This is a genomic window from Streptomyces sp. NPDC025721, assembly GCF_055558595.1.
Genome location: NZ_JBVHMF010000001.1, coordinates 691,819 through 716,542 on the forward strand (window position 1 = coordinate 691,819; position 24,724 = coordinate 716,542).

20 protein-coding genes and 1 riboswitch are annotated in these 24,724 nt (G+C 70.6%); of the genes, 13 read left to right on the plus strand and 7 right to left on the minus strand.

Translation table 11 applies throughout. From position 1 onward, the window contains the following. Positions 1–75: 75 nt before the first annotated feature. The 5 genes from ACZ4EF_RS03100 to ACZ4EF_RS03120 all read left to right on the plus strand — a co-directional run bounded on the left by ACZ4EF_RS03100 (position 76) and on the right by ACZ4EF_RS03120 (position 3,723). Positions 76–501: a DUF4259 domain-containing protein gene (locus ACZ4EF_RS03100; RefSeq protein WP_391043396.1), complete on the plus strand. Its 426-nt coding sequence runs from the start codon at positions 76–78 to the stop codon at positions 499–501. 41 nt (positions 502–542) lie between these two features. Continuing rightward, positions 543–947 (plus strand): hypothetical protein, encoded by a 405-nt coding sequence (locus ACZ4EF_RS03105; protein WP_401857365.1) that lies wholly within the window; start codon positions 543–545, stop codon positions 945–947. A 98-nt stretch (positions 948–1,045) separates the two neighbouring features. Beyond that, the gene (locus ACZ4EF_RS03110) at positions 1,046–1,723 is read left to right on the plus strand and encodes a DUF4253 domain-containing protein (protein WP_401310412.1); all 678 of its coding nucleotides are present in this window, start codon (positions 1,046–1,048) and stop codon (positions 1,721–1,723) included. Between the two features lie 295 nt (positions 1,724–2,018). Then, positions 2,019–2,105: riboswitch (ZMP/ZTP riboswitch) on the plus strand. A 49-nt stretch (positions 2,106–2,154) separates the two neighbouring features. Further along, the gene (locus tag ACZ4EF_RS03115) at positions 2,155–2,985 is read left to right on the plus strand and encodes a bifunctional 5,10-methylenetetrahydrofolate dehydrogenase/5,10-methenyltetrahydrofolate cyclohydrolase (protein ID WP_401857512.1); all 831 of its coding nucleotides are present in this window, start codon (positions 2,155–2,157) and stop codon (positions 2,983–2,985) included. A 108-nt stretch (positions 2,986–3,093) separates the two neighbouring features. Further along, entirely contained in the window at positions 3,094–3,723 is a 630-nt protein-coding gene (locus ACZ4EF_RS03120) for a dihydrofolate reductase family protein (protein WP_467502457.1), read from the plus strand. Here ACZ4EF_RS03120 and ACZ4EF_RS03125 read toward each other — a convergent pair. Then, a complete protein-coding gene (locus ACZ4EF_RS03125) occupies positions 3,708–4,424 on the minus strand; it encodes an AEC family transporter (RefSeq protein ID WP_467502640.1) in 717 nt (238 codons plus the stop codon). The genes ACZ4EF_RS03120 and ACZ4EF_RS03125 overlap by 16 nt on opposite strands. A gap of 126 nt (positions 4,425–4,550) precedes the next feature. On the opposite strand from ACZ4EF_RS03125, the gene ACZ4EF_RS03130 reads away from it, so the two are divergent. The 4 genes from ACZ4EF_RS03130 (at position 4,551) to ACZ4EF_RS03145 (ending at position 11,489) form a co-directional block, all read left to right on the plus strand. Then, on the plus strand, positions 4,551–5,231 hold the full coding sequence (locus ACZ4EF_RS03130) for a GTP cyclohydrolase II (RefSeq protein ID WP_355337878.1): 681 nt from the start codon (positions 4,551–4,553) through the stop codon (positions 5,229–5,231). A 182-nt stretch (positions 5,232–5,413) separates the two neighbouring features. Next, positions 5,414–6,010: a TetR/AcrR family transcriptional regulator gene (locus ACZ4EF_RS03135; RefSeq protein WP_188282412.1), complete on the plus strand. Its 597-nt coding sequence runs from the start codon at positions 5,414–5,416 to the stop codon at positions 6,008–6,010. Between the two features lie 196 nt (positions 6,011–6,206). Continuing rightward, complete coding sequence (locus ACZ4EF_RS03140; protein ID WP_467502459.1) at positions 6,207–8,441, plus strand: MMPL family transporter; 2,235 nt, start codon at positions 6,207–6,209, stop codon at positions 8,439–8,441. Positions 8,442–8,651: 210 nt separating this feature from the next. Next, a complete protein-coding gene (locus ACZ4EF_RS03145) occupies positions 8,652–11,489 on the plus strand; it encodes a YfhO family protein (protein WP_467502461.1) in 2,838 nt (945 codons plus the stop codon). A gap of 99 nt (positions 11,490–11,588) precedes the next feature. Here ACZ4EF_RS03145 and ACZ4EF_RS03150 read toward each other — a convergent pair whose 3' ends face one another. The 5 genes from ACZ4EF_RS03150 to ACZ4EF_RS03170 form a co-directional block, all read right to left on the minus strand. Continuing rightward, positions 11,589–12,116 carry a methylated-DNA--[protein]-cysteine S-methyltransferase gene (locus ACZ4EF_RS03150; protein ID WP_401716244.1) on the minus strand — a complete coding sequence of 176 codons (528 nt, stop codon included), beginning with the start codon at positions 12,114–12,116 and terminating at the stop codon, positions 11,589–11,591. Further along, a complete protein-coding gene (locus tag ACZ4EF_RS03155) occupies positions 12,113–13,744 on the minus strand; it encodes an AlkA N-terminal domain-containing protein (RefSeq protein ID WP_391043413.1) in 1,632 nt (543 codons plus the stop codon). The genes ACZ4EF_RS03150 and ACZ4EF_RS03155 overlap by 4 nt, the downstream gene beginning before the upstream one ends. A 135-nt stretch (positions 13,745–13,879) precedes the next feature. Continuing rightward, positions 13,880–14,209: a GNAT family N-acetyltransferase gene (locus tag ACZ4EF_RS03160; protein ID WP_401310391.1), complete on the minus strand. Its 330-nt coding sequence runs from the start codon at positions 14,207–14,209 to the stop codon at positions 13,880–13,882. Further along, the gene (locus tag ACZ4EF_RS03165) at positions 14,206–14,472 is read right to left on the minus strand and encodes a DUF2630 family protein (protein WP_355337897.1); all 267 of its coding nucleotides are present in this window, start codon (positions 14,470–14,472) and stop codon (positions 14,206–14,208) included. Before ACZ4EF_RS03165 ends, ACZ4EF_RS03160 begins: the two co-directional genes overlap by 4 nt. A gap of 125 nt (positions 14,473–14,597) precedes the next feature. Continuing rightward, positions 14,598–15,404 carry a MerR family transcriptional regulator gene (locus ACZ4EF_RS03170; protein ID WP_467502642.1) on the minus strand — a complete coding sequence of 269 codons (807 nt, stop codon included), beginning with the start codon at positions 15,402–15,404 and terminating at the stop codon, positions 14,598–14,600. Between the two features lie 483 nt (positions 15,405–15,887). Between ACZ4EF_RS03170 and ACZ4EF_RS03175 the strand changes: the two genes are divergently transcribed. From ACZ4EF_RS03175 to ACZ4EF_RS03190, 4 genes are all read left to right on the plus strand, one after another. Further along, the gene (locus ACZ4EF_RS03175) at positions 15,888–17,390 is read left to right on the plus strand and encodes a flavin-containing monooxygenase (protein ID WP_401857344.1); all 1,503 of its coding nucleotides are present in this window, start codon (positions 15,888–15,890) and stop codon (positions 17,388–17,390) included. Beyond that, the gene (locus tag ACZ4EF_RS03180; RefSeq protein WP_467502465.1) at positions 17,387–18,511 is read left to right on the plus strand and encodes an alpha/beta fold hydrolase; all 1,125 of its coding nucleotides are present in this window, start codon (positions 17,387–17,389) and stop codon (positions 18,509–18,511) included. The genes ACZ4EF_RS03175 and ACZ4EF_RS03180 overlap by 4 nt, the downstream gene beginning before the upstream one ends. Further along, the gene (locus tag ACZ4EF_RS03185; protein ID WP_391121038.1) at positions 18,508–19,428 is read left to right on the plus strand and encodes an SDR family oxidoreductase; all 921 of its coding nucleotides are present in this window, start codon (positions 18,508–18,510) and stop codon (positions 19,426–19,428) included. The genes ACZ4EF_RS03180 and ACZ4EF_RS03185 overlap by 4 nt, the downstream gene beginning before the upstream one ends. Before the next feature lie 123 nt (positions 19,429–19,551). After that, positions 19,552–19,788 (plus strand): hypothetical protein, encoded by a 237-nt coding sequence (locus tag ACZ4EF_RS03190; protein WP_355337909.1) that lies wholly within the window; start codon positions 19,552–19,554, stop codon positions 19,786–19,788. A gap of 80 nt (positions 19,789–19,868) precedes the next feature. On the opposite strand, the gene ACZ4EF_RS03195 is transcribed toward ACZ4EF_RS03190, so the two are convergent. After that, positions 19,869–24,290, minus strand: a complete 4,422-nt coding sequence (locus ACZ4EF_RS03195; RefSeq protein WP_467502468.1) for a ricin-type beta-trefoil lectin domain protein — start codon at positions 24,288–24,290, stop codon at positions 19,869–19,871. Positions 24,291–24,724 lie beyond the last annotated feature (434 nt).

The following is a 24,724-nucleotide window of genomic DNA, read 5'->3' on the forward strand; positions in this document are numbered from 1 at the left end:
TGGTCCGGTCCGTGCGGCCGCTGTCAGTGGCCTCTGTCAGGATTCCTCGATCAGCACCGTGATGGGAAGAGACTTATGGGCACTTGGGACGTCGGCCCCTTCGGCAACGACACCGCAGCGGACTTCTGTGGCGACCTTGACGAGGCTGCCGCAGGCGAACGCGAGGGCCTCGTCCGCGGCGCTCTCACCCGTGTGATCGACACCGTGGACTACCACGAAGCGCCAGAATCAGAGGTAGTCGTGGCCGCGGCCGCCCTCGTCGCGGCGCAGTGTCCCGGGGGTGAGCCTGCTGATCCCGTTTATGGGCCGGAAGAGCTCCTTCCTGATCTCCCCGGCCTGCGCGATCTGGCACGTCAGGCCCTCGGCCGTGTCATGACCGAGCCGTCCGATCTGATGGAGCTGTGGGCCGAGCCGAGTGGCGCCTCCTGGCGCGCGAACGTCCGCCAGTTGCAGAACGTGCTCCTGCCACAGCCTCCTGGAGAGCAGTTCAGCCTGATCTGACCGACCGCGACCGCTACTTGAGTCCTGCCTGAAAGGCCACCATGAGCTGGGATGTGCTCCTCCTCCGCTTGCCCGACGAGGTCACCTCGATGCACGAGCTTCCCGACGACTACTCGTCGGAACCGCTCGGCCGGCAATGCGACGTGCTCGCGGCTGTCACCCGGGCCGCTCCCGAAGCTGATCTCTCGGACCCCACGTGGGGCGACCTGTCCGGCCCCACTTGGTCCATCGAACTCAGCATCGGCTCAGAAGACCCGGTGGACTCGATCATGCTTCACATTCGGGGCTCCGGCGACGACGTGTTGGCACCCGTCTTCCGCCTTGCAGAGGCTTTGCGGTGCAAGGTGCTCGATCTCGCCGAAGGGGACCTGATCAATCCGGGACAGACGTCGGGCTGGCACACCTTCCAACAGTTCCGTGACGGTGTGCTCGGATCCGCTCAGTGATGCCGCCCGGCCGGATGATCACGTCCAGTGAAGGCGATGGGGATTCCCAACCCCTATGGCTCAGCGACGAGCCGGCCGCAGCCGGGCTGTGGGCTCGGATGCACGCCGAACACAGAGGCTCCGGCCAGTGGCCCCTGCTGCTGGACGCGCTCGACCCCGAGGATGCCGAATTCCGCCCCTGGGGATCGGGCGAGGTTTTTCCACAGCAGATGTCCGCTGCCACGAGCCACGACCCAACCGCCCTTCTCGCGAAGTGGTGGGCGACGTATACCGCCGTCGATGAAGACGACGACATGCTGTCGGCCGATCGGCGCCTCGCCGTCACCGCCCCCTTCGAGCAAAGCTGGCCTGGACGCGCACCCAGCCGAGAAGCCGTGTTGAGCGCTGACCAACTGGCCGCCGAGTACGCCGAGGTGTTCCTTTCCGACCACCCCAAGTCGCGTCTCGGGCTGGTCACCGCCGCATCCGGCGCAGAAGCCCTCACAACGGCAGGATGGTCCGGTCCCGCCAACTACGACAACGACACGGCGAAGTTCTCCGCGATCGTCGGCGACTGGGAGAACCGGTTCGGCGCCCGTGTCGTCGCTGTCGGCTTCTCCACCCTGCATCTCAGCGTCGCAGCCCCACCCACAACTGAGGAGGACGCCCTCCTGGTCGCTGCGGAGCACTTCGCCTTCTGCCCTGACAACATCTGGCAGGGCAGACGCCCGTACACACTGGGCGCGTACGCTGAGCGGCTCACCGGTGTCCACAACTGGGACTTCTGGTGGGACTGAGGCCCCTCGCTGACACCTCGCGCGGGAAACGATCAACCTTTCCGCGGGAAGCGATCTTCACGGGCGCCACGTGTGCCTGATCAGAGGTATTCGTCAACACCCCACAACAAGGCCGTTCCTGGGCGATTTCGGGAACGTTTGACGGAATCCCGCCGGTCTTCATGATCGGACGGGATTTCTGTCGTTTACGGGGTCCGTTCGAGACGGTTCAGGGCGGCGGAGTTTTTCAGGGCGGCTTGCGGTCCCGGCCCGGCACCGGCGACACGGGACGGGGGCGGCGGGGGCGGATAGAGTGCGGGTGGGCCGTGACTGGCGCTGAGGTGGAGTACCACCGGGGAGCGGCCTGACGCATACGTCGGTGCCGTGCGCCTGGGCGAGTGGACTGAACACGCCTGGAGGCAACGGTGGCATCGACACATACCGCGCGGCTCATGGACGGGGCCGGTCTTGCCCGGCGCATCATGGGGGAGACCGCCGCCAAGGCGTCGATCCTTGCGCGGCGCACAGGATTCGCGCCGTGCCTGGCGACGGTGCTGGTGGGTGAGGATCCCGCGTCGGTGACGTATGTGCGGATGAAGCAGTCGCGCAGCGCGAAGGCCGGAATCCTGTCGCGCCATGTGGCGCTTCCCGCGCGGACCAGTACGGCGGAACTCGTGGAGACGCTCGGCGCGCTGTCGGCCGACCCCGAGGTGCACGGCATCTTGTTGCAGCATCCGGTGGGCCCGCACATCGACGAGCGGGCGGCGTTCGAGGCCATCGCGCCGGAGAAGGACGTCGACGGCGTCACGGTCAGCTCGTTCGGCGCGATGAGCTTCGGTCTGCCGGGGTTCGTGTCGTGCACGCCGGGCGGCATCATGCGGCTGCTGGAGGAGTACGAGGTCGGGCTCGCGGGGAAGCGCGCGGTCGTGGTGGGCCGCAGCGCGATCCTGGGCAAGCCGGTCGGGATGCTGCTGCTCGCGAAGGACGCGACGGTGACGTACTGCCACTCGCGTACCGAGGACCTGGCCGCGGTGGTCGCGGAAGCGGACGTCGTGGTGGCGGCGGTGGGGCGGCCCCGGCTGATCCGGGGTCAGGACATCAAGCCGGGCGCGGTGGTGATCGACGCCGGGTACAACGCGGGCAATGTCGGCGACGTGGACTTCGAGACGGCCCGCGGTCGTGCGCGGCTGATCACGCCGGTGCCGGGCGGGGTCGGGCCGATGACGATCGCCGTGCTGCTGGCGCAGACGGTGGACGCCGCCGCACGCCAGCTCGGGGTGTGAGGGCCCGGGACCGGGACGGGCCGCCGCTGCCGCGGCGTTGAGCGCGGCCGACCTGCGCCGATGTCCGCTTGAGGGGCAATTGTCAGTGGTGGGTGGCAGGCTGTGACCGTGACCAGGACTCAGTACTACACAGCGACCACGCTCGACGGATTCCTCGCCGACGAGGCGAATTCGCTCGACTGGCTCTTCGAGGTGGACACCGAACCCGGAGAGCCGTTCGAGCGCTTCATAGCGGGCGTCGGGGTGCTGGCGATGGGTGCGACGACGTACCGCTGGGTGCTGGAGCACGAGAAGGTGGTGGACCGGCCGGAGGAGTGGCGGCGCTGGTACGGGGGCCGGCCGTGCTGGGTCTTCACGCACCGGGACGATCTGCCCGCCGTGCCGGGGGCGGACATCCGCTTCGTCCAGGGCGACGTACGGCCGGTGCACGCGGAGATGGTGGCCGCGGCGCGGGAGGGGAGCGGTGGCAGCCGCGGCTACGGGGAGAACGTGTGGCTGCTCGGCGGCGGCGAGTTGGTCGGGAACTTCGCCGACGCCGGGCTGCTGGACGACATCATCCTCGGCGTCGCGCCGGTGACGCTGGGAGCGGGGGCGCCGCTGCTGCCCCGACGGCTGGACGGGGGGCGGCTGCGGTTGACGGACGTGGAGCGGGTCGGTCAATTCGCCTACCTCACGTACGAGGTGGGGCAGCCGGTGACGCCGTCCGCCGGTGGGGGCGGGGGTCAGCCGAGCGCGTAGGCGATCAGGGTGAGGGTGACCATCGAGAGCAGGGTGGTGAGCAGGACGGTGTCGCGGGGGAGGTCGGTGGGGAGCCGGTATTCGGAGGCGAAGATGAAGGCGTTCTGCGCGGTGGGAAGTCCGGCGCACAGGACGACGGCGAAGAGGGCGTTGCCGGAGAGGGCGAAGGCGTAGCGGGCCAGCAGATAGGCCAGGAGGGGGCGGACGACGGTCTTGAGGCCGGCCAGCAGACGGCGTTCGGTGCGCGCGGCCGGGGTGGGGCGGGAACGGGCGTGCAGCGACATGCCGAGGGCGAAGAGCGCGGAGGGAACGCCCGCGCCGCCGAGCAGTTGGACGGGGGAGACCACTTCGGCGGGCAGGGTCAGTCCGGTGGCGGCCACCGCCAGGCCCGTGGTGGAGGCGGCGATCACCGGGTTGCGGAAGGGGAGTCGGAGCATGCGCCGCCACAGCGCGCCGACGCCGCGGTGGGTGTCGAGGTCGATCAGGACGAGGATCAGCGGGGTGACGAAGAGCATCTGGAAGAGCGCCGCGCACACGATGAAGGACGTGTCGTGCAGGACGTGTACGGCGACCGGGATGCCGAGGTTGGCGGAGTTGACGTAGGACGCGCACATCGCGCCGATCGCCTGGTCGGCCTGGCGGTGCCGGAACAGCTTGCGGCTGACGGTCAGTGCGCGTGGCGGACCCGGGGGCGGCCGTATCGGGCGGGTCGAGGAGGGAGCGGGGACGGCGACTTATGCGTGTGGCCTGGGTCACATCTCGGGGTGGGGGAAATAATCCGACCGCCGAAAGAGCTTGATGTTTCAAGATCTTATGAGGGGGTCAGTATGGCGTCGAAGGTGTCGACCAGTGCGTCGGGCACGGCGGTCAACGCGGCGCGGGGCGGGGAGAATCCGCTGCCGGCCGCCGGGATACGGACGAAGGTGCGGGTGCCGCTGCGGTTCTCGGACGGGTGGGGGACGACGGCGGACGTGTTCACGTTCACCGGTCTGGTGGACGGCAAGGAGCACCTGGCGCTGGGACTCGGGGACTACGAGGGCGCCGAGTCGCCGTTGGTCAGACCGCATTCGGAGTGCCTGACGGGGGACGTGTTCGGGTCGCAGCGGTGCGATTGCGGGCCGCAGTTGCGCGAGGCGGTCGAGCGGATCGCGGAGACCGGCGGGTATCTGCTGTATCTGCGGCAGGAGGGCCGGGGGATCGGTCTGTACGCGAAGCTCGACGCGTACGCGCTCCAGGACGACGGCCTCGACACGTACGAGGCGAATCGCGCGCTCGGGCGCGGCGAGGACGAGCGGGACTACACCGCGGCGGCCCAGATGCTGGCGGCGCTCGGGGTCGACGGCATACGGCTGCTGAGCAACAACCCGGACAAGGCGCGGCAGCTCACCGCGCTCGGGACGGCCGTGGTCGAGCGGATTCCGACCGCCGTCCACGTATCGGCGGCGAATGTCAGCTACCTGCGGGCGAAGGTCGAGCACACCGGTCACACGCTGGCGCTTCCCGCCTGAACCGGGGCGCGACGTCGACCGCGGCGCAGCAGATCGGCGGTGCGGATCCGTACGCGCGAGGGCGCGGGCACGGTTGAGCGTCGTGAACGTGATTCGACCCACGATCGAAACGGTGGCGTTTCGATCGCGGGCCGTCTATGGTTATGTGTACGACATCGTTTCGACTCGGAGGGCAGGGCGACATGACGGCTGAGGTTTCCGCCACGCGTCGTACGCGCCTGACCCCCGAGCGCGAGCACGAGCTCTACGCGGCGGTGGTCGAGCTGCTGCGTGAGGTCGGCTACGAGGCGCTGACGATGGACGCGGTCGCGTCCCGTACGCGTTCCAGCAAGGCGACCCTCTACCGCCAGTGGAAGGGCAAGCCGGAACTCGTGGCCACCGCGCTGCGGCACTCCAAGTCGGTGTCCACGGCGGACATCGACACGGGCTCGCTCAGCGGTGACCTGCACGAACTCATCCGCTGTCACGACCAGGACGAGACCAAGCGGGACCAGGAACTCATGCGCGGGCTCGCTCACGCGGCCTTCAGGAACGAGGACCTGTTCCGCGCCCTGCGGGAGCTGCTCATCGAGCCGGAGCTGGTCAGCTTCCGGGCTCTTGTGCAGCGCGCCGTGGACCGCGGTGAGCTGGCCGCCGACAATCCGGCACGCGACTTCGTCCCGCACCTGCTGTTCGGGGCCGCATTGGCGCGGCCCATCATCGAAGGTCTCGACCCCGACCCCGACTTCTCACACAGATACATCGACGCGGTGGTCGTCCCCGCCCTGCGTCTGTCGTGACGAAGCGCAGTGACCACTGATGTGATCTGACCTTTCCCCGCGCCACTCAGCACGACTCGGCGCCCCGGCACGACTCAGCACGACTTCCTCAGCACGACATTCCCCGCACCACCGCTCCACCTGACACGCCGCTCTCGTCGTCGGGCTGGTTCCTCACGCCCACATTTCCATCCTCCTGACGGGAGCCCACGCCCCCATGGCCACATTCCTCTACAAGCTGGGCCGGCTCGCTTTCCGGCGACGGCGGTTCGTCGTACTGATATGGGTGGCGCTGCTGGCGCTCGCCGGTGTCGGCGCGGCGACCGCGCCGTCCGCGCCGAGCGACAACTTCACGGTGCCCGGCACCGAGGCGCAGCAGGCGTTCGACCTGCTGCATGAGCGTTTCCCCGGCACGAACGCCGACGGCGCGAGCGCGCGCATGGTCTTCCAGGCACCCGACGGTCAGAAGATCACCGCGGGACCGAACAAGGCGGCGGTCGAGAAGGTCGTCGACGAGCTGAAGAGCACACCGCAGAAGGCGACGGTCGCCGATCCGTTCGCCGCCGGCGGTGACGCGATCAGCAAGGACGGCACCACCGCTTACGCGTCGGTCAGTTACACGGCCAAGTCCTCCGACATCACCGACGCCACGCACACGGCGCTGGAGGACGCGGCGCAGCACGGCAGGGACGCCGGGCTGACGGTGGAGACCGGCGGTACGGCGCTCCAGGCGTCGGTGGAGACCGGGAACAGCGAGATCTTCGGTGTCGGCATCGCGGCGGTCGTGCTCCTGATCACGTTCAGTTCGCTGGTCGCGGCGGGGCTCCCGCTGCTGACCGCGATCATGGGTGTGGGTATCGGGATCGCGTCGATCACCGCGCTGGCCAGCACGCTCGGTCTGTCCAGCACGTCGTCCACGCTCGCGTCGATGATCGGACTGGCGGTCGGTATCGACTACGCGCTGTTCATCGTGTCGCGACACCGGCATGAGCTGATGGAGGGCCGAGAGGGTGAGGACGCGGCCGGCCGGGCGGTCGGCACGGCGGGCTCCGCGGTGGTCTTCGCCGGTCTGACCGTGCTGATCGCGCTGGCGGGCCTGGCCGTGGTCAACATCCCGATGCTGACCAAGATGGGGCTGGCCGCGGCGGCCACCGTCGCCATCGCCGTGCTGATCGCGCTCACCCTGATTCCCGCGCTGCTCGGCTTCGCGGGACCGAAGGCGCTCAGCCGCAAGGTCCGCAAGGGGCGCGCGGTCGACACCGGCAAGCCGAACATGGGCACCCGCTGGGCGCGCATGGTGGTACGCCGCCGGGTGCCGGTCCTGGTCGCGGGCGTCGTGGCGCTGGGCCTGGCCGCGATCCCGATGACGAGCATGCAACTGGGCCTGCCCGACGACGGTTCGCAGCCGGTCAGCACCACCCAGCGCAAGGCGTACGACCTGTTGTCCGACGGTTACGGGCCGGGCTTCAACGGGCCGCTGATGGTGGTGGTCGACGCCGCGGCGAGCGACGACCCGAAGGCGGCGGTCGACCGGATCAAGACGACCATCACCGGCTTCCCCGATGTGAAGACGGTCAACGCGCCCGCCTTCAACACCAAGGGCGACACGGCCACCCTTTCGGTGGTGCCGGACTCCAAGCCGAGCAGCGCGCAGACCGAGGACCTGGTGCACGCGATCCGCGGGCATCAGGGTGAGTTCACCGGTACGACCGGCGCGCACGTCCTGGTCACCGGCACCACCGCGATGAACATCGACGTGTCGCAGAAGCTGAACGACGCGCTGGTGCCCTACCTGGCGCTGGTCGTCGGCCTGGCGTTCCTGCTGCTGATGCTCGTGTTCCGGTCGGTGCTGGTGCCGCTCAAGGCGGCGCTCGGCTTCCTGCTGTCGGTGCTCGCGGCACTGGGCGCGGTCGTGGCGGTCTTCCAGTGGGGCTGGCTGTCCGGCCTGATGGGCGTGGAGCAGACCGGGCCGATCATGAGCATGATGCCGATCTTCATGATCGGTGTGGTGTTCGGTCTCGCGATGGACTACGAGGTCTTCCTCGTCACCCGGATGCGGGAGGCGTACGTCCACGGGGAGTCGCCGAGCCAGGCCGTCGTCACCGGCTTCAACCACGGTGCGCGGGTGGTGTCCGCCGCGGCGGTCATCATGATCAGCGTCTTCGCGGGCTTCATCGGCTCCTCCGAGTCGATGATCAAGATGATGGGCTTCGGCCTCGCGATCGCGGTCGCCTTCGACGCGTTCATCGTTCGTATGACCATCGTCCCCGCCGTGCTGGCGCTGCTCGGGCGTTCCGCCTGGTGGCTGCCGCGCTGGCTCGACCGCGCGCTGCCCAATGTGGACGTCGAGGGTGAGCAGCTCCGCAAGAGCCTCGGTGACACGGTGACTACCGGCGGCGGCGCCTCGGGGACCGGTGCTTCGGAGGAGGAGCACGAACCCGTACGCGTCTGATCATGTGACGCCGTCGGTTGTGGCTTCGTCCAGTCGGACGCGGCACCAGGTGACGCCGTCCGTTGTGTGATCCTCCACCCGTCCGGTTGCCTTCGGGCACCGGGCGGGTGTTTGACGTTCACCTCGGAGTCGGTGGAATGTCGCGTTCCTGTCTGTCGGGGATGCCTAATATCTGGCGACATTCACAGAACATGCGTACCGGGGGAACCGATGGCACCTCAAGAAGTCCCTCCGGGAGCGGTCGGGCGCGTGAGGTCATGGTTCCTCGCCGCGCGCACACAGGCGGCGCTGCTCGCCGCGGGCGTCGCGGCGGTCGCCTTCTGTATCGGGGACGCGGTCGCGGGCAGCTACCCGTTCGGCTCGCGCACGCGCAGCGTCAATGACCTGGGCAATCAGTTCGTCCCGTACCACGCGCACCTGTGGGACCTGCTGCACGGCAGGGCCGACGGCGGGCTCCTACTCAACTGGCAGTCCGGCTACGGCAGCAGCTTCCTGCCGGACCTCGGCACGTATGTCTCCAGCCCCTTCGCGCTGCTGGTCGCCTTCTTCCCGCGCGATCGGATCGACCTCGCCGTCTACGCCGTGACCGTGCTGAAGATCGGCGCCGCCGCCGCGGCGATGGCCGTACTGCTGCTGGCGCTGCGCCCCGGCCGGTGGTGGGCGGCGGGCGCGCTCGGCGCGTCGTACGCGCTGTGCGGCTGGACGGTGATGCTCGCGTCGTACAACCCGATGTGGCTGGACGGCCTGATCGCGTTTCCGCTGCTGTGCCTGGTGGGGGAGTGGGCGCGGACCGCGCGGCGGCCGTATCTGAGCGTCCTCGTGGTCGCCCTGTGCTGGATCGCGAATTTCTACACCGCGTATATGGCGACGATCGGCGCCGGGCTCGTCCTCATCGCCCGGCTGCTGACCGAGCCCGACCGCGGCGACACGACCGCGCCGGACCGGACCGCGCCGGACGCGGGCGCACAGGACGGGACCGCACAGGACTGGACCGCACAGGACGGGACCGCACCGGGCGTCGGCGGCCCCGGCGGTACGCGTGCGCCGCGCGAGTGGCTGCGCGCGCTCGGCAGGGCGGCGCGCAGCATGGTGCTCGGCATCGGTCTGTCCGCGCCGCTGGTGCTGACCATCTTCAAGGGGACGAAGCTCGCCTATCCCGGCCTGGTGCAGGAGTTCGAGCCCAAGCCGTGGTCGGACCTGCTCGGCCGGATGCTCCCCGGCACGTACGGCTTCACGACGCCGTCCACGTACATCGACACCGCGGCGCTGCTGCTGGCCTTCGCGCTGCCCTTCCACCCGGCGGTGCCGCGCCGCACGCGCACGGTGTGGACGGTGCTGGTGCTGGTGGTCACCGCGTCGTTCCAGTGGAAGCCGACGCATCTGCTGTGGCACGCCTTCACCACGCCCAACGGCAGCGCGTACCGCGAGACGTTCGTGCTCAGCGGGATGATGGTGATCGCCGGGTGGTTCGCCTTCGCGCACGGTCTGCCCGGCCGGCGTCAACTCGCGTGGGCCACGGGCGTGATGGCGGCGCTGGTGGCCGTCACGCGCTTCGGTGCGGAGAAGGGCGTCACCGGGCAGGGCACGTATCCGCTGCTCGCGCTCGGCCTGGTGGCCACGATCGGCGCCCTGTTGCTGCTGCGCTGGGCGGCGGACCGGTCGCAAGGCGGTGCCGCGCCCACCGGGGCTACCGCGGCCACCAGTGCTTCCGCGCCCGCCAAGGCTTCCGCGACCGCCACGCTGCCCGTGGTGCTGGCCGCGACGCTGCTGATCGGCGCCCAGATCGGGCAGTCGGCGTTCACCAACGCCTGGGACGTCAGGAAGCGGCTGGCGACCATGGACGACTACGGGCAGTGGGGCCAGCGCGAGACGTACCAGTACGACGCCGTCGCGAAGGCCGACGGCTGGCCTGACTACCGCACCGATCCCGGACGCGAACAGACCGTCGGGAACGACCCGTTGATGGTCGAAGGCCAGGGCGCGCAGTACTACAGCAGCCTCACCGCCGATGTGTGGACGAAGACCCTGATGGCGCTCGGCGGCGGCTGGACCTCGCGCGGCCGGTCGTTGCAGAGCCTCGACAACCCCGTCACCGACGTCATCTTCTCGGTCGGCGCGCGCGTCCACTCGCGCCGCGACCCGCACCAGGTGCATGTGAACCCGCCGCCGAACGTGCCGCCGACCGTCACCCGGCAGGACGTACCGCCGCTGGTGACGATGCGCGACGCCGCACCGGCAGGGCGCTACGGCCTCTCGCCGTACCGGAACCAGGAGTTGCTGCTCGGCTCCGCTGTCTACACCCCGACCAGCGCCGAACTGCGCGACAGCAAGGGCCGGTTGATGCCGCGCACCCCGAAGGGGTACCGGGTCACCGGGTACGTGCGGCAGCCGCGGACCAGTACGTACTCGCTGCGGACGTCCTGCCCCGCGGGCAGCGAAGTGTACTTCTGGTCAACGGACTTCAAGGGTCAGGTCACGCTCCCCGGCGCCGCGCCGGTCGACTTCCTCGGCCGGATGCCCACCCACCGCGCCGCCGTCGAGCGCCTGGGCGATGTGCCGCGCGGCGGCGGGAAGTTCGCCCTGAAGGTACGGGCCCTGGAACCCGGCACCCTCTCCTCGGACGGCGTCGGCTGCCTCGACCGGGGCAGGCTCGCCGCCGCCGAGCGGAAGCTGGCGGCGGGCGCCGCCACCCGCGTCCAGGTGACCGACGACGGCATCAGCGCCCAACTCCCCTCCGGCGCGCACGGATTCGCGGTCGTCGCGGCCCCGGCCATCACGGGCTGGAGCTGCGCCACCGACAACGGCTCCAGGCACCCCGCGCGCTCCTACCTCGGGCTGATCTCCGTGCCCGTCACCGCGGGCGCCACCTCGGTCTCCTGCTCCTTCACCCCGCCCGGCCTGCACCTTGGCGAGGCGATCGGCGGCGCCTCACTGCTCGGCGTCGCGGCCCTCGCGGCGTTCGGCTGGTGGCGCGGGCGGCGCCGCCCCGAGGAGGACGGCGACAGCGAACCGGTACGGCCGGTGCCCGCGGCACTGGTCGAGAGCTGAGGCGGCTCCCGCGCCTCAGAGCGGCACCGGAGGCTCCCGCACCTCAGAGCGGTACCGGAGACTTCCGCGCCTCAGAGCAGCACCGGAGACTTCCGCACCTCAGAGCAGCACCGGCTGCTGGACGCCGTTCTCCATCGCCAGCAGCCACCGCTTGCGCGGCAGCCCGCCGCCGTAGCCCGTCAGGTCGCCGCCCGCGCCGACGACGCGATGGCACGGCACGATGACGCCGATCGGATTCCTGCCGTTGGCCAGGCCCACCGCGCGGGAGGCGGTGGGATGGCCGAGGATCGCGGCGAGTTCGCCGTACGAGACGGTCTCGCCGTACGGGATGTCGCGCAGCGCCGACCAGACGCGCTGCTGGAAGGGCGTGCCCGACATCGCCAACGGCAGGTCGAAGCGGGTGAGTTCGCCCGCGAAGTAGGCGTCGAGCTGGGCGCGGGCGGCGGCGAAGACGGGGCTGTCGCCGCGCGGGCCGAAGGTCTCCTGCGCGGGGCGGTGCCGCTGCTCGGTCATGTAGAGGCCGGTGAGGGCGCAGCCGCGGGCGACGAGGGTCAGTTCGCCGCAGGGGCTGTCCACGACGGTGTGGACCGGGTGCTCCGCCGAGGGGGCGGGGCGGTTGGCGGTCATGAGGGTGAAGTCCCTTTCTCATCGGTGGTGTTGGGGGGCAGAACGTTGATCGGGTGGTCACCCGTCGCCCACAAGTACTGCGTGGCGTAGGCCCGCCACGGCGACCAGGCGGCGGAGTGCCGTACCAGCGCCGCCGGAGTCGTCGGCAGGCCGAGGTCGCGGGCGGCGTACCGCACGCCGAGGTCGGTGGCCAAAAAGGCGTCGGGGTCGCCGAGCGCCCGCATCGCGATCGTCTCGACCGTCCACGGCCCGAATCCGGGCAGCGCCGAGAGCTGGGCGCGGGTCCGTACCCAGTCGCTGCCGACGTCGAGGTCCAACTCGCCGCTCTCCAGGGCCCGTACGAGCGCGGCGAGGGTGTTCCTGCGGGTCTGCGGCATCGCGAGGGCGGCGGGGTCGAGTCCGGCGAGCGCGGCGGGAGCGGGGAAGAGGTGGGTGAGGCCGCCGCCGGGGTCGGTGACCGGCTCGCCGTGCGCGAGCACCAGACGGGCGGCGTGCGTACGGGCCGCCGCCGTCGAGATCTGCTGCCCGAGGACGGCGCGGACCGCGAACTCCGGCCCGTCCGTGACTCGCGGCACCCGCCGCCCCGGCGCCTTCGCCACCAGCGGCGCGAGCACCGGGTCCGCGGACAGCAGCGCGTCCACCGCTTGCGGGTCCGCGTCCAAGTCGAGCAACCGGCGGCAGCGGCTGATCGCCTGCGCCAGGTCACGCCAGTCGGTGAGCCACAACTGGCAGGCGATGTGGTCGGGTTGGGGCCGCAGCGCCACGATCCCGGTGCCGTGCGGCAGCCGCAGCGTGCGCCGGTACGCGCCCGCCCGCCACTCCTCGACGCCCGGTACCGCGGTCGCGGCCAGGTGCCCGAAGAGATTGTCCGGGGTGAGCGGGCGGCGGAACGGCAGCCGCAGTGACAAGGTGCCGGTCCCCGCGGCCGGACGCCCCTTGGCGACCCGCGCCCGCAGCTCGCTCGGCGACAGCGCGAAGACCTCGCGCACGGTGTCGTTGAAGGCGCGGATGCTGGCGAAGCCCGCCGCGAAGGCCACTTCGCCCATCGGCATCGCGCTCGTCTCGATCAGCAGCCGCGCGGTCTGCGCGCGCTGGGCACGCGCCAGGGCCAGCGGCCCGGCGCCCAGCTCCGCCAGCAGCTGCCGCTCGACCTGCCGGGCGCTGTAGCCGAGCCGCGCCGCGAGGCCCGGCACCCCGTCGCGGTCCACCACCCCGTCGGCGATCAGCCGCATCGCGCGCGCCACCAGGTCGGCCCGCTCGTTCCACTGCGGCGAGCCGGGGCTGGCGTCCGGGCGGCACCGCTTGCAGGCCCGGAAACCGGCCTGCTGCGCGGCGGCGGCGCTCGGGTGGAAGGTCATGTTCTCGGCCTTCGGCGGCACCACGGGGCAGCTCGGGCGGCAGTAGATGCCGGTGGTCAGCACCGCGGTGTAGAACCATCCGTCGAAGCGGGCGTCCTTCGACCGGACGGCGCGTACGCAGGTGTCGAAGTCCGGGACGGCCGCGGCCGACCCGGAGTCCCGGACCGTTCCCCCGGCGGCGTTCCCGCTCGCGGCCCTGCCCGCAGCCGCGACCGCAGCCCCAGCCGCAGCCCCAGCCGTAGCCCTGTCCGTATCCGTATCCGTGTCCACACCACCAGCATCGCCCGTCGTCAGGCTTCCGGTCTGGCGGAAATCCGACATGGACGTCGGGGCGCGTGCGGTGCGGGGGCGGCGGTACGGGCGCGGCGGTGCGGGCGGGTTGGGGACGCCCGTACGTACGGGGGCTCAGTCGGAGACGTTGCTCGCCGGTACGTAGAGCAGATCCGCGTACTCCGGGTGCTTGCCGAGCCAGCCCTCGAAGAACGGGCAGATCGCCAGGACCCGCAGGCCCTGCGCGCGGGCGGCGTCCAGGGCGGTGCGGGCGAGCGCGGAGCCGACGCCGCGGCCCTCGTAGGCGTCCTTCACCTCGGTGTGGATGAACGCGATCATGTCCGGAGTGCGCAGATACGCGGCCACCCCGGCGATGTCGTCGCCGATACGTGCCTCGTACCGCTTGCTCTCGGGCGCGTCGGTGACCGTGACGTCACCGTGGACGGAGGCGGCGCCGTCGGTCATGAGCGGTAGTTCTCGACGGTGGAGGCCGGGCGGACCTTCGCGTCGCCGGGGTCCTCGCCCGCGTCGGTCAGGGCGCGGCGCTGCCGCAGCAGGTCCCAGCACTGGTCGAGCTCGCGCTCCAGGGCGGCGAGCCGCTCCTGTTCCGTCGCGCCGTCGATGCTGCCTGCGGCGAGCAGGTCGCGCAGCGCCTTCTCGTCCGCGACCATCGCGCTGATCCGGCCCAGAATGGCCTGGTCTGCCGAGGAGTCATTGGGCTGTTGCACGGGGCACCTCCCGGGTCGGTACGGCCTTGTGGTCCACTCTCGCAGGTCGTGCGGCGGCGCGCTCGCGATGTGCGGGGTGATGTGACGGGTCAGACGCGGCCGGTACGTCGGGCGCGGCGCGTACGTCAGGCGCCTGCGGTGGGTTCGGCCGGGTCCGTACCGATTTTCGTACCGCCGTCCGTACCACCGTCCGTACCGCAGTCCGCGCCGCCCTCCGCCCGCTCCGCCTGCTGCCGCAGCCAGGCGTCGATCTCGGCCCGTACCCGCCGCTCCATCGCGAGCCCCATCTCGGCGTCGACGATGTTCTTGGCGAGGGGCCGCAGGCGTTGCAGGGACTCGGCTATGCGGTGGGCCTCGGCGGGCGGGAGGTCGTCCATGGGCCCGATGACGTGGGTGCGGATGACCTGGGTGAAGAGGTCGGCGAGCGCGTCGGTGTGGGCGCGTACGCCGCGTCCGGCGGCGAGGACGGCGGCCAGCGGCACGCCCTCGTGGACGAGGGCGGCGGAGGCGTCGAGCAGGCGGCGGCTGATGTGGATGACGTTCTCGCCGTCGACGCCGATGTAGCCGATGTCGAGGGCCGTCGTCAGATTCTCCGGGGTGACGTCCTCGCCGAAGTAGTCGGCCAGCTCCTCGGGGGTGAGGCGGACCGGGGTCTCCTCCGACCAGGGCGCGGTGAGCGCGCCCTCCAGGCCGAGCAGTTCGGCGACGCCGCCGAGCGTGCGGCCGTTCTCCCACGCGCCGATCAGTTCGGCGATGCCGCCGAGGGTGTGGCCGCGCTCCAGCAGCCCCGCGATGGTCCGCAGCCGGGCGAGGTGGGCCTCGGAGTACCAGGCGATCCGGCCGTCCCGGCGCGGTGGCGGGAGCAGCCGCCGCTCACGGTAGAACCGCAGCGTCCTGACGGGGATACCGGCCGCCTTGGCCAGCTCCTCCACGCGGTACTCGCGCTCGGCCGCTGAGCCGCTGCCGGAGCCGTCGCCCGCGCCGTGGTCCCCCGCGCCGCCGCTTCCGTTGTCGTCCACGCGGCCAGCCTATGTGCTGTTCGGGGCTGTCCGACCCCGCCCCTGGGCAGGTATTCCGTCGTGACATCCGCCGCCGCGCGCCTGGCCGTACGCCCCCGTGTCCGGACCCGTACGCTCCGTCGCGCGCCCCGCCGCCCGGACGCGTACGCCCCCGCCGTACGCCCCGTGTCCTGGCCCGTACGCCCCACCGCGCGCCCGTCGTCCGCCACCGCGCGCCCCGTCGTCCGGGACCCCGCGCCCCGTCGTCCGGGACCCCACGCCCCACCCCGTGCCCCACGTACGGACGACTTCCGCCCCTACCCCTACCGGAGGTAACCCGGCATGGTCTACAGTCCGAACCGTGCCAGTGATTGCTGGCATGATCGACGGGGGCACAATTCGGCGGAAGGCGGTGCCATGGACGAGCTCGAACACGTGCGGGTGGCGGTGATCGGGTCCGGGTTCGGCGGGCTGGGGGCCGCGGTACGGCTGCGGCGCGAGGGCATCACGGACTTCGTGATTCTGGAGCGCGCGGACTCGGTCGGCGGGACCTGGCGCGACAACAGCTATCCGGGCTGCGCCTGCGACGTGCCGTCGCACCTGTACTCGTTCTCCTTCGCGCCCAACCCCGACTGGCCGCGCGCCTTCTCCGGGCAGGAGCACATCCGGGCGTATCTGGAGCGGGTCACCGACACCTTCGGGCTCCGCCCGCACCTGCGGTTCGGCGCCGAGGTGCGGCAGGCCCGCTGGGACGGCGAGGCGAACCGCTGGCACCTGACGACCGCGGCGGGCGAGCTGACCGCCGATGTCGTCGTCTCCGCGACCGGGCCGCTGTCCGACCCGAAGATCCCCGACATCCCCGGGATCGAGGACTTCCCCGGGCGCGTCTTCCACTCCTCGCGCTGGGACCACGACTTCGACCTCAAGGGCAAGCGCGTCGCCATGGTCGGCACGGGCGCGTCCGCGATCCAGATCGTGCCGTCCATCCAGCCGGAGGTCGCGCGGCTGACCGTCGTGCAGCGCACCCCGCCGTGGGTGATGCCGCGCGTCGACCGCGGGGTCAGCGCCGCCGAGCGCTGGCTGCACGGCAAGGTCCCGGCCACCGCCAAGGCGCGCCGCGGCCTGCTCTGGCTGATCAGGGAGTTCCAGGTCGGCGCCTTCGTACGGCACCCGAAGCTGCTCAAGGCCGCCGAGCGGATCGCGGCCAACCACCTGAAGCGGTCGGTGAAGGACCCGGAGCTGCGCGCCCGCCTCACCCCCGACTACACCATCGGCTGCAAGCGCATCCTGCTGTCCAACAGCTACTATCCGGCGCTCGCGCAGCCCAACACCGAGGTCGTCACCTCCGCGCTCAGCGAGGTCCGCGGCTCGACGATCGTCACCGCCGACGGCACCGAGCGCGAGGTGGACGCGATCGTCTTCGGCACCGGCTTCCACGTCACCGACATGCCGATCGGCGACCGGGTGATCGGCGCGGACGGCCGCACGCTCGCCGAGCACTGGAAGGACGGCATGGCCGCGCTGCGCGGCTGCGCGGTCGACGGCTTCCCCAACCTCCTGTTCATCATCGGCCCCAACACCGGCCTCGGTAACAGCTCGATGATCCTGATGATCGAGTCGTCGCTGAACTACGTCGCCGACTTCATGCGTACCCTCGACGCCACCGGCGCCGCCGCCCTCCAGGCCAGGCCCGAGGCCGTCACCGCCTGGAACGAGGAGATGCAGCGCCGCGCCGCCCGTACGGTCTGGAACACCGGCGGCTGCGAGAGCTGGTATCTCGACGCGAACGGGCGCAACACCACCGCCTGGCCGGGCACCACCGCCGAATTCCGGCGTGCCACCCGGCAGTTGAAGCTTTCCGAATACGAGGTGCTGGCCCCGGTCGCGGGTCGGCGCGAGGCTGTGGAGGCCGTGTCATGACGGTGCCCTACGAGGCGGTACGCGCCCGCCGCGAGCTGACCGTCGTCTCCGCCGACGGCACCCGGATCCACGTCGAGGAGTACGGCCGCGCGGACGGCCCGCCGCTCGTCCTCGCCCACGGCTGGACCTGCTCCACCCTCTTCTGGGCCCCGGTCGTCCGGGCGCTCGCCGCCGACTTCCGGGTCATCGCGTACGACCAGCGCGGGCACGGGCGCAGCGCGTCGCCGCGGTCGCGGGCGGGGTACGGGACGGCGCAGCTCGCCGACGATCTGGAGGCGGTGGTGAGGGCTGTGCTGCCGGGGGGCGCTTCGGGGGCCGGTGCTTCGGGGGCCGGTGCTTCCGGAGAGGGTGCTTCCGGCGACGGAGACGGCGGCGGCGCTGGTGACGGCACCGGTGACGGCTACGACGGTGAGAAGGCCGTGCTGGTCGGCCACTCCATGGGCAGTATGACGATCATGGCGGCCTCCGGGCGTACCGCCGTCCAGGAGCGTACGGCCGCCGTCCTCATGACCAGCACCGGCAGCGCCCGGCTGCTCGGCTCGACCCGGGTGCTGCCGCCCCGCTTCAGCTCCCGGCGCGTCCGGCGGGCCTTCCACCGGCAGCTCCTCGTGTCCCGGCTGCCGCTCGGACCGGTCACCCCGGTCTCGCGCGCGGCGCTCAAGTACGGCGTGCTGGCGTCCGGTTCGACCCGCGAGCAGGTGGCCTTCTCCGCCCGTATCGTGCACGCCTGCGGTGCGCGGCAGCGCTCCGAGTGGGGGCGGGTGCTCGCCGCGCTCGACCTCGACGCGGAACTGGCCGCGCTCACCGCGCCCACGGCCGTGCTGGTCGGCACCGCCGACAAGCTCACTCCTCCGGTGCACGCGCGCGGCATGGCCGCCGCCCTGCCGAACTGCACCGACCTGATCGAGCTGCCCGGGCTCGGCCACATGACCCCGATCGAGGACGCGGACGCGGTGGTCGCGGCGGTACGGAAGCTGGCCGCGGCTTATCTGCGGGTGGGCGCCGCGTCCGGCGACGCACGCGCGGTGGACGACCCGCGCACCGACCCGCGTACCGGCACAGGTACCGGCACACTTACTGACCCGCTCACCGACACACGGACAGAGGAGAAGAGCGCATGAGCAGCCGTACGGACAGCTCGCTCGACGGGCAGGTCGTCGTGGTCACGGGGGCCGCGCGCGGGGTGGGGGCGCTGCTGGCGCGCAAGCTCGCCGCGCGCGGGGCGACGCTGGCGCTGGTCGGCCTGGAGCCGGACGAGCTGAAGAAGGTCGCCGAGTCGATCGGGGCGCGGGCGGGCTGGTGGACCGCCGACGTCACCGACCGGGCCGCGATGGCGGCGGTGGCCGAGGAGGTCGCCGAGCGCTTCGGCCGGGTCGACGTCGTCGTCGCCAACGCCGGGGTGGCCACCGGCGGCCCCTTCCTCGACTCCGACCCCGAGGCGTTCGACCGCGTCATCCAGGTCAATCTGCTGGGCAGCATCACCACCGCCCGCGCCTTCCTGCCCGCGCTGCTGCGGTCGCGCGGCTATCTCCTCCAGATCGCCTCGCTGGCCGCGCTGACCCCGGCGCCGCTGATGGCCGCGTACTGCGCGAGCAAGTCGGGTGTCGAGGCCTTCGCGCACTGCCTGCGCGGGGAGGTGGGCCACAAGGGTGTCAAGGTCGGCGTCGGCTACCTGAGCTGGACCGACACCGACATGGTGCGCGGCGCCGACGAGGACGACGTCCTGCGCGACCTGCGCTCCAAGCTGCCCTGGCCCACCAACCGCACCTATCCGCTCGAACCCGCCGTCGACCGTATCGCCGCCGGGATCGTGCGCCGCTCCCCACACGTCTACGGGCAGGCGTGGCTGCGCGGCATGCAGTCCATCCGCGGCTACCTCCCGTCCGTCATCGGCGGCGCCCTCGGGCAGCGGCAGATGCGGCAGGTCGAACCCGCCCTCGCCCGCGCGGCCGGTACCCACCGCGGCCTCGTCGGCCGGGGCGGCGCCGCCGACGAGACGGCCCGCTCGGCCGGCGCGACCACGGGACCGAACGCCTGAGCCTCACGCTCCGTGATCCCAAAGCCCTTGCCGCGCTGGGCTTTTCGTCCCGAGATGCGCACTTCGCGCACCCGTGTAAGTCTGGTCGAGGCCCCATCCCCACAGACTCCAGGAGGAGTGATCATGGGCGCTTTCGACCAGTTCAAGGACAAGGCCAGCGAGTTCGCCGACAAGGCCAAGGGCGCGGCCGGCGACCAGCGCGACAAGGCGGCCGAGTCCGCGGACGACGCGCGCGACAACATGCAGCGCGGCACCCAGCAGGACCAGGGGCAGCGGGACCGTCGCTCCGACGTCGAGGACCCGTCGCAGGACCGCCTCGGCTCCGAGTCGAGCGACGCGGACCAGGACGACTGGGCCTGACGTCACGCGAACACCGTGACAAAGAAGGGGCACCCCCTCGGGGGTGCCCCTTCTCCCTTGTGCCCGCGACCGGGCTCGCGTCACGAGATGGCGTCGATCACGCTGGTCCAGCCTCCTCCACTGGCATCGACCGGCGCGGTGAAACTGCGCGGTGCCGTGGGATAACCGGCACCGGCGTAGAAGTGGAGATGATCGTCCGACGTCCAGGTCACCCAGAGATCGGGGTGGCCGTCACCATCCGTGTCGCCGACGGCCGCCATCCCCGGCGTGCTTCCGCTGAATCCGGAGCCGATGGTCGTGCGGTTGCCGCCCCGTCCGAGCGGTGCCCCCGGACCCTGCGGATCAGCGGCATCGTTCAGGTACTGAGTCAGCACCCCGGTGCTGCGATTGCGGGTCCAGAGGTCCCCCAGTCCGTCCCCGTCGACATCGCCGGGAGCGAGCAGTTGCAGGCTGCCCCAGCCCGTCATGCCGATCATTGTGGGCGCGGCGAGCTGGCCGTTGGCCGTGCCGGGGAAGAGGTAGAGGGCGCCGTTCTCGACCGCGAGTACGTCGGGATAGGCGTCGAGGTTCACATCCCCGGCCGAGATCACCGCCGTGGTCTGCGACCAGTCGGCGCTCGGCGATCCCGTGGGACGGTTGAGCGGACGGCGTGCGCCGAAGTTGCCCGATCCGTCACCGGGATACACCCACAGATGGGTGCTGTCGCCGGGTAGATGAGCGATCAGATCCTCATAGCCGTCACCGGTCCAGTCCCCGCGGTGACTGATGTCCGACCCCGCCCAACCACCGCCGACGGTAGGCCCGTTGCTCGGCCTGTTGGTGCTGGTACCCGGGTAGAAAAGCAGGTGGCCCGTGTTGTCGATCGCGAGGAGGTCAGGAATGCCGTCCCCGTTCAGGTCACCTCCCGTGTCGGTCGTGGCGGGCTTGGTCAGGTAACCGAGCCCGACGGAGCCGGCGAACTGCGCCGATGTCGCGGTAGGCGCGGCTCCGGGGTATTCGACGATGCGACCGCGGTTGGTGATGACGTAGAGGTCCGGGTTGCCGTCGGGGTTGCCGGAGGGCCCGGTGCCGCTCACGCCGTTCACATCACCGGGGGAGAGGATCGTCGGGTAGACGCCCTTGACGAAATTGAGCGGAAGCAGCGCTTCGGGCGCCTGGAGCGTACCGGCGGTGGCGGCAGCCCAGTTCTGGTGCGCGGCGCCGCTTGTGCAGTCCCACAGCACGAGTTGGGTTCCGGCTGTCCTGTCGGCGTTCGGATCGGTGAGGCACTTGCCGGAACCGACGTTCTTCAGCGTGCCGCCAGGACCGGGAGTCCACTGCTGGGCCGCAGTCTGATTGCACGGAAAGAGCTGTATGGGCGTCCCGTTGGCGGTGCCCGAGGACGTGGCGTCGAGGCAATTGCCCAGGGCTCGCACGCTCTTGTCGGTTCCGAGGGTCCATCGCTGCGCGTTGGTGCTGTTGCACGCGAACGTCTGGATGGCGGTGCCCCGGGAGGTGTTGGAGCTGGAGATGTCGGCGCAGAGCGCGCTGCCATCCGTGGCGGTCACACCGGAGACCAGGGCCTGGTCCGCGGGAGGCGTGAGCACGGTGGTGGGCAGTCCGTCGCCGCCGAAACTCAGCGGGTAGCTGTGCAGGACACCGGTGTCGTCGTCGCGCGCCCACAAGGTGGGGGCGTCGCCGACGGTGCCGGGGGCGACCAGGGTCATGTGCGACCAGTCGCCGGTTCCGAGCCGCACCGCGTTCCCCAAGTGGTAGTCGCCCGAACGGTTTCCGGGGTAGTACCAGAGGCCGCTGTCCTTCACCACGGTGATGAGACTCGGTGGGTCATTGGGGCCGCCGACACCGCCGGGCGCGAGAATCTGGCTCACCGAGTTCCACGACTGCTCGTAACCGGTGCAATTCGAGAGGGCATTGCACGGAGGCGGGGTGGGGATGGTGGTGAGGCCATTGGAGTTGGTGAAGTGGCCGGGCTGGCCTCCGCCGAGCGTTCCCGCATCGTTGCGGTAGAGGTACATCACGTGGGTGGCGGTGGACGTACGGAGCGCGAACAGGTCGTCCACGCCCGACTGGTTCGTGCTGCCTCGGTGGGTGATCTGGAAGTTGTTCCAGCTCGTCTGGTCGGGACTCTGCGCTGCGGTGGAAGCGCGTTCGGGGGTGGCGGCCGTATCGGTGTTACCCGGCGTCAGGTACAGGTTTCCGTCCGCGGCGGGAGTGATCAGGTCCGGAATGCCGTCACCGTTGAGGTCGCCGGGCCGCACCGGAGTGTCGGGATTCCACGGAGCGTAGAAGGCATAGCTTGCGGGCCGGGCGTTTTCGGCGCCGTCGACAGCCTGGACGTACAGCGTGTGGGTGCCCCACTGCTGTGCGGTCACGCTGATCGGAATGTTGGCGGTCGCTTTGCCGCTGCTGTCGGGAGTGACACTGATCGAGGAAGCCCCGGTGGGCGGGATCGGCTTGTCCATCGAGTATTCGAACCGGCGGATGCCGCTCTTGAGACAGGTGCCGAGAGTGCAGCCCGTCGGCGTCGGATCGGTGCTGCTCACTTGGATCGTCAGACCCGTGTCGCCCGCGTGCTTGGTGGGGGCGACACCGCTTCCGAGCGGCGGGAAGGCGGCCGAGTCGGTGAACTTCGCGGGTGTCGGCGCTGTGAGGTCCACGTTGAACTGACAGTTGGAGACCCAGGCGCTTTCGCGCGTGCCGTCGGACGTCTGAGCGGCCCAGACGTAGCGATGGCCGTCCTTCACCGCGAGGCCGATGTTGGTGTGGACGGTTCCGTTGGAGGCGACATAGCCAGTGTTCGCCGGGTAGCTGACGCTCGCATCGCCATGGGAATCGGCTGTTTGCGAGTCAACGACCTTGAACTGGGCACGGACGTTGTAGTTCGACATCGGCGTGCTGACCGTCGCGTTGAAATTGATGTTGCTGTAGGCACCGTTGTTGCTCGTCTTGCCGATCCAGCCCGGCTCGTGGCTCACACAGGCGGACCCGGCGGGATTGATGCTGTTGGGGGTGGTCGATAGAGCGGTCGGCGGATTCGGCGGTACGTCGAACTTCGTGATGATCTGCGGGTTGATCGAGAACCGCATGAAGCCCAAATTGCTGGACGTCTTGCTCTCGTTGCCGGTGAGACTGAACGTCCAGGTACCGGCGTTGCCCTGAGCAACGGTCTTCAGCTGGCTGGTCACATCGAAATTGACGCCCTGGTTCCCGCAGCCCGAAGCGGCGCTCTTGACGTCCTTGGTGTCGACGGTCGAGATGACACCGGGCTGGTTGTTCCACGTGGTGTTGCCATTGATGGCACCGGTCGCCTTGAGCGTGACGGGCCACGTGTTGGAACAGCCGTGATCCGCACCGTAGGTCTCGGTGAGGTAGAGCGTCGAGCTGTCGATCACCATGTTGCTGTCGAGATTGTTCGTGTTGAGCGTGTAGTACGAGCGCTCGAGCCCGAAGCAGGTCGACGCGAACTGCTGATAGCCGACGCCTTGGCCGTTGTCCTGCGGGTCGTCGTAGAGCTTGGCTCCAGGACAGCCCTCGGTCACCTCGGCATAGTGGCTGGTATTGCTCGGGGTGGGATTGGTGTACGGGTCGATGAAGACCGGGTACGTCGTCGACTGTCCGGTCAGCAGACCGGCGTCGGGCGTGAGCGTCACCGCGCCGGGTGCGGTGGTCACCGCGACCGGCTGGACTTGCGCTCCGGGACCGGGGCCGTCGGCGGAGGAGACGGGATCGGGATCGCCCACCGCGTTCGTGGTGGCTCGCGTGTGAGCGGGTGCTTCCGCCGAGGACGGTGCGCTCCCGGTGCTGGAGTCCCACATCAAAGGCGTGGGGCCGGCATAGACGAGAGTGCCGTCGGCCGTCACCGCGTTGAGATTGCCCGCGTCGTCCGAGGTCAGGCTCAGCCCCTGGGTCACGGTGCTGAGCTTCAAGGTCGCCAGTCTCGGGTTGGCGGCAGCGGTGGCGTCATGGACGATCAGGACTTCGCCGAAGCCGCCTTGGTCGGTGACCGTCGCCTGGAGGTCCACACCCAGAAGTACGTCCCGGTAGAGGGCCCTGTCGTCGGTGACCTCGGGAACGGGCAGCGGGACGGGGAAGCCGTACGACAACAGATGGCCGGCGTGGTCGGTGAGTGTTGCCAGTGGGCCGGTGCCGCCGCCGGAGAGGGTGACCCCACCGGGGGTGGCCGTCGTCGAGAACGTACCGTCCGCGTTTCGTGCGAGCGTCGCGTCGACGGGCGTCCAGCCACCGCTCTTCTCCACCCGCACCGGCTTGACGTATGTGTGCAGCGAGAAGGTGCCGTCCGGTTCCGCGACGGTCTGGTCGGTCTGCGTGGTCAGTTCGTCCACGACCACTGGCTCGCCCGTGCTGATCGCCCGCTGCTGGGCGGCCTGCTGTGCGCCGCCGGGTGTGAGCGGAGCCTCGACACCGCCGTCCGGCGGGTCGTACGGCGGGACGTCGTCGGCCAGCGCTTGACCGGCCAGTGCGAGTACGAGCGCGCCGGCCACTCCGGCCGCCGCTGTGTTGCCGAAAACACGACGCCGATATCGGCGCATGCGTGTGGATCCCCCCACAACTACCCCTTTCCAGGGTACTGAACGGCCGGCCCGACGCTCCTGCGACGTGAATCAGCACGATCTTCGTGTCGGTCCGGCCCCGGTTCTCTTCCCCCGCACTCCGCTCGTCCGCTGCCCGCACCGGCCGCCCCTGACGTGGGGTGATCGATGGGGTACGAGGGAATGCCGAGGCAGGCTATTGCCATTCGCACACATGTGGCAATAGCGTTCCGCCTGCGTAGATGATCTGTGTGTGAGCGACCCGTCACTCGGGTCGCGGGGGTGGGCTGGGGGGTTCTGTCAACGTGCGTACAAAGCTGCGCTTGTTCACTGGTGTCCGAACGCGGACCAGGCTGCGGGGTATTACCGCGGTCACGGCCACGCTG